This is a genomic window from Rhodothermales bacterium, assembly GCA_034439735.1.
Lineage (GTDB): Bacteria > Bacteroidota > Rhodothermia > Rhodothermales > JAHQVL01 > JAWKNW01.
In genome coordinates, this window is sequence record JAWXAX010000017.1 from 1 (window position 1) to 5,117 (window position 5,117).

Below are 5,117 nucleotides of genomic sequence, written 5' to 3' on the forward strand. Positions count from 1 at the left end.
ACCGTGGCAATGACCGTGGCAATGACCGTGGCAATGACCGTGGCAATGACCGTGGCAATGACCGTGGCAAAGGCCCGTCGAAGCCCAAACCCGACGCGCCGAGGCACACGATCGAGGACCTGATGAAAAAGTTCAACGCCCGATGAGCGCCGCCGTACCGGACACCTTTCCGTTCGGCCAGTCCTTCGCCTGGGAGCCGAACCCTGACTGGATCGCCCAGAGTAACCTCGCCCGCTTCATCTCCCGCCACGGACTCGCCGGCTACGACGCCCTGCTCGAAAAAGCCGCCGGCGACATCGCCTGGTTCTGGGACGCGGTGATGGCCGATCTCGATATCCAGTTCTACCGGCCCTACGACCGGATCGTGGACCTCAGCCGGGGGCCGGCGTTTCCGGTGTGGTGCGTCGGCGGAGAGATGAACATCGTCCACAACCTGCTCGACAAGTGGCAGGCCACCTCCATCCGGGACCGGATCGCGCTCCGCTGGGAAGGGGAAGAGGGGCCCGGGGAGGTGTACTCGTACGGCGAGCTGCACGACGCCGTCTGCCGCTGCGCCAACGCCCTGCGCGGGCTGGGATTGGGCAAGGGGGATGCGATCGGCCTCTACATGCCGATGACGCCCGCGCTCTGTATCGCGTTTCTGGCCATTGTGAAGATCGGCGGTGTGATCCTGCCCCTCTTCAGCGGCTATGGCCCCGGCGCCATTACTAGCCGGCTCAACGACGCCGGCGCGAAGGCGCTCTTCACGGCCGACGGCTCCCTCCGGCGTGGGCAAAACATCCCCATGAAACCCGTAGCCGACGAGGCCCTACGCGAGGCGCCGACCGTCCGGCACGTGATCGTCGAGCGCCGCGTCGGGATCGACACGCCGATGCAGGCCGGCCGGGACCACTGGTGGGACGATTTCATGGCCGGCCAGCCGGCTGACGCACCTACCGAACGCACGTCCGCCGAGGACGTGGTGATGATCATCTACACCAGCGGAACGACCGGCAAACCGAAAGGCGCTGTGCACACCCATTGCGGCTTCCCGATCAAGGCGGCGCAGGACATGTTTCACAGCATGGACCTCCAGCCCGGCGACGTCATGTACTGGATGAGCGATATGGGGTGGATGATGGGGCCGTGGCTCGTATTCGGCACCCTCGCCATAGGGGCGACGATGGTGTTTTACGATGGCGCGCCCGACTACCCGGCGCCGGATCGCCTCTGGGCGATGGTCGAGCGCCACGGCGTCACGCATCTGGGGTTGTCGCCGGTGCTCATCCGCGCCCTGATGGCGCACGGCGTCGAGCCCGTGAAGCGGCACAACTTCGGCCGGCTCCGCGCCGTCGGGTCGACGGGTAGCCCGTGGGACCCCGATAGCTGGTTGTGGCTATTTCACAACGTCCTGGATGGTAAAAAACCCATCCTCAATTATTCTGGCGGCACCGAAATCAGCGGGGGCATCCTCTGCGGCAATTTCTTTAAAGCGCTCAAACCCTGCGCCTTCTCTGGCCCCGTGCCCGGGATGGACGCCGACGTGGTGGACGAGGCCGGCCGGCCCGTCCGCGGCGCCGTGGGCGAACTCGTCATTCGCAAGCCGTGGATCGGGATGACGCGGGGGTTCTGGGGGGATGAGCAGCGGTATATCGACACCTACTGGCGGCGCTTTGAGGGCATCTGGGTGCACGGCGACTTCGCCGCGATCGACGCCGACGGCCAGTGGTTCATCCTCGGCCGCAGCGACGACACGATCAAGGTAGCCGGCAAGCGACTGGGTCCTTCCGAGGTCGAGGCCATCCTCAACGCCCATTCGTCCGTCGCCGAAAGCGCCGCGATCGGTGTTCCGCATCCCATCAAGGGCGAGGAAGTGGCCGCCTTCTGCGTCCTCAAGCCCGGCATCGCAGCTGACGAGGCCCTCCGCCAGGACCTGTCGAAGCGAATCACCGACGAACTCGGCAAACCCATGAAGCCCGGGGCCGTGTTGTTTGTCGCCGCCCTGCCCAAAACCCGCAACGCCAAGGTGATGCGCCGCGTGATCCGCGCCGCCCACCTCGGCCTCGACGCCGGCGACCTCGGCAGCCTCGAAGACCCCGCGACGATCGAAGCCATCCGCCGGGCAGTTTGACGCGAATCGCCCCGTACGGGCGCACGGCCGTGCGCCCCGCCGATTCGCCCCGCCCCTATAAACGCCGACGCGGCGCCCGACCGAAGCCGAGCGCCGCGCGCCGTACTAAACCTATTGGTAGATTACCGGCCGCCGCCGATCGGAATCCGGACGCCTGCGCTGATGACCAGCTGGTCGAAGTCGGAGAGGATGTATTTCGCCTCGCCGTACAGGTTGCCGAACGCCATCCCGTACTCGACTCCCCCTCCGATGTTGAGGCCGAGCTCCGTCGAGGAGGCGTCGAAGCCAAAACCAGGCACTTCCGGGACCTCGATGTCGTAGTCGAAATTCACGTTGGCGATATTGATGCCGCCCAATGCGTAAATCGTGTAGTCCTCGGCCTCTACAAAGAGGTAGTTGGCATTGAGGTTCACTTCCCACCAGCGCACCTCGCCGGCCCCGAAGTCGTCTTTCATGTAGAATATGAGATCCGGCGCCGCACGGATCTTGCCTTCTTGCGCTACCGGCAGGTTGGCGGAGATCTGGACACCAAGCTTCTCGATCTCAGTGCCGAAGGCGAGCCCGCCACCGATCTGGAGCTGTGCGGTGGCATCCATCGGGCGGAGCGCGAGCAGACCCAGCATCGAAAGGACGAGCAGGCCATAGCGGGAAATGGTGGAGCTATTACGCATATCGTGTGACTGTTTTGTTTAACCAGAGTAGGGCAGAGAATCGGTTACGGGACCATAACAAACGCTGGCTTGTAAGACCGATCAGGCAGAATATACAGTCTACGCAGAAACGGAACACCCCCCACACAGAAACTGCATATTGGCCTGCATGAACATCTTTGACCATCCCGCACGACGCATGCGCACGTTCGTTTTCCCCATCCTGAGCCTCTCGGCCCGGCGTATCCTGCCGCTTCTCCTGCTGGCGCTTTGTGCCTCCCCCGCCCTCGCGCAGCTCCAGCCGGCGGCCGTACTTACCGGCACGGTAGTGGACGACTCCACGGGCACGCCGCTCGCCGGCGTCCACGTGTTTATCGCCTCCTCCATGATCGGGACCACCACCGACGGCGAAGGCCTCTACCGGCTCGAAAAGGTACCCCTCGGCGCCCAGCGCCTGTACGTCTCGATCATCGGGTTCGACCCGCAGGCGCGAGACATCCTGCTGCGTGAGTCAAAATCCTACACGTTCGACTTCCGCCTCGCCGAGGCGGTGTCCGAGCTCGGCGAAATCACCGTCGAGGCCAAGGGCGACAAGCGTTGGGCCCGCCGGCTCGAACGCTTCACCTCGCTCTTTATCGGCGAGACACCCAACGCGGCCCAGACGAAGATTGTCAACCCCGAGGTGCTCGACTTCGCCGACAAGGGCGGCACGCTGCTCGCCTTCGCCGGCGAGATCCTGGAGATTGAAAACCGCGCCCTGGGCTACCGCGTCCAGTATTTCCTCAAGGACTTCGCCGCCGAGCCCAACCGCACCCGCTACGATGGCGAGCCGCTCTTCCAGGAACTGACGCCGGCCGACGAGGCCGAAGCCGCCCTATGGGAAGAAAACCGGCGCAAGGCCTTCTACGGCTCCACCCGCCATTTCTTCCTGGCCGTCCTCTCCGGTCGCCACAAGGAGCATGGCTTCGAGACCTTCCAGCGTGCCAAGCCGGCCGGCGCGGCCGGCCAGGGCACCTTCTCATCCAGTGGTAACGGCATGGATTCTCGCATCCCGTTCGACGCCGCATCCATGCTGAAGCCGACCGACAATCCCAATGAAAAGACCCTCGAATTCGAGGGCGCCATCGAGATCGCGTTTAAGGGTGAAATGGAGGACGAGTCGTTTGCAAAATGGCAACAGCAATACGGGGCCATGGGCGGCAAACGCAACGACCGGCTCCAGCGTTCGCTCATCTGGCAGGAAGACGGTCCGACGATCATCGACCAGAAGGGGGATATCCTGAATCCGTACGGGGTGACGGTGTCCGGCTATTTCGCCTTCGAACGCATCGCCGACGAACTGCCGAAGGAGTACCGGCCGTCCCGGTAAGCTTTGCTTCAGCGTAGTCACATACCGTTTCTGGCCCTGTTGATCTTCGCCGGCATCTCCCCGGTCGTGCGGGCGCAGGACGGGGCGTCGATCGTCGGTGTCGTCACCAGCGCGGAAACCGGCGAGCCACTCCCCGGCGCTCACGTGTTTGTCGGCTTCACGATGGTCGGGACGGTGACGGACGCCGGCGGGCGGTATGAACTTCTCCGTGTCCCCACAGGCTCGCACAAGCTGTGGGCGTCGATCATCGGGTTCGAGACCACGTCCCAGGAGGTCGCCGTGGCGGACACCGCCGGGCTGGTGTTCGACTTCGTGCTTCCCACGTCCGTCATCGAGATTGGCGAAGTGATTGTCGAGGCGAAACGCGACCGGCGCTGGCGGAAGCGGTTGGAAACCTTCGAGCGTATGTTCATCGGGGAGACGCCCCACGCCGGCCAGACCCGCCTCCTGAACCCGGAGGTGCTGGACTTCGACGCCACCTGGCTGGGGTCGTTCACGGCGAGCGCCGCCGGCCCGCTCCAGATCGAAAACCGCGCGTTGGGGTACCGCCTCCAGTATTTCTTGAAGGAGTTCGAGCGCGAGGGGGGCACGATCCGGTACGACGGAGACCCGCTGTTCGAGGAACTCGCGCCCACGTCACCCGAGGAAGACGCCTTGTGGGAGGATAATCGACGGGTCGCTTTCGAGGGTTCGCTCCGGCATTTGCTGCTGACCCTCTGGCGCAGGCGCACCCGTGAGGAAGGCTTCGAGCTGCACCGGATTCCGTCGGTGGACGACATCAACCGCAGCGATCGCCGCTTCCCGGTCGACCCCGACGAGCTGCTCGTCCCCGCCGGCGTGCCCAACCAGCGCCTGCTCGCCTTCAGCGGCCTCATCGAGATCACCTACCTGCCCGAAAACGAAGAGCCCGAGTACCTCCTCTGGCAATCCGGCTCGCCCCATCGTCCCCTCCGCCCCCAGCGCTCCTGGATCCGCCTCACCGACGGCC

At 64.7% G+C, this 5,117-nt stretch carries 4 protein-coding genes; 3 read left to right on the forward strand and 1 reads right to left on the reverse strand.

Annotated features, from left to right (window positions below):
* Window positions 1-142 precede the first annotated feature (142 nt).
* Window positions 143-2,110 (forward strand): AMP-binding protein, encoded by a 1,968-nt coding sequence (locus SH809_00710; GenBank protein MDZ4698197.1) that lies wholly within the window; start codon window positions 143-145, stop codon window positions 2,108-2,110.
* A gap of 122 nt (window positions 2,111-2,232) precedes the next feature.
* Here SH809_00710 and SH809_00715 read toward each other — a convergent pair whose 3' ends face one another.
* Window positions 2,233-2,781 carry a hypothetical protein gene (locus tag SH809_00715; GenBank protein ID MDZ4698198.1) on the reverse strand — a complete coding sequence of 183 codons (549 nt, stop codon included), beginning with the start codon at window positions 2,779-2,781 and terminating at the stop codon, window positions 2,233-2,235.
* Window positions 2,782-2,959: 178 nt separating this feature from the next.
* Here SH809_00715 and SH809_00720 point away from each other — a divergent pair, with 178 nt between their 5' ends.
* Window positions 2,960-4,129, forward strand: coding sequence for a carboxypeptidase-like regulatory domain-containing protein (locus SH809_00720; protein ID MDZ4698199.1), 1,170 nt, complete (start codon window positions 2,960-2,962; stop codon window positions 4,127-4,129).
* 3 nt (window positions 4,130-4,132) lie between these two features.
* A partial coding sequence (locus tag SH809_00725; protein ID MDZ4698200.1) for a carboxypeptidase-like regulatory domain-containing protein occupies window positions 4,133-5,117 on the forward strand: 985 nt, incomplete at its 3' end.

Bases quoted from the DNA above. Each gene is read 5' to 3' on its own strand.
- SH809_00715 (MDZ4698198.1), bottom strand. From the start codon at position 2,781: ATGCGTAATAGCTCCACCATTTCCCGCTATGGCCTGCTCGTCCTTTCG.
- SH809_00710 (MDZ4698197.1), top strand. From the start codon at position 143: ATGAGCGCCGCCGTACCGGACACCTTTCCGTTCGGCCAGTCCTTCGCC.
- SH809_00720 (MDZ4698199.1), top strand. From the start codon at position 2,960: ATGCGCACGTTCGTTTTCCCCATCCTGAGCCTCTCGGCCCGGCGTATC.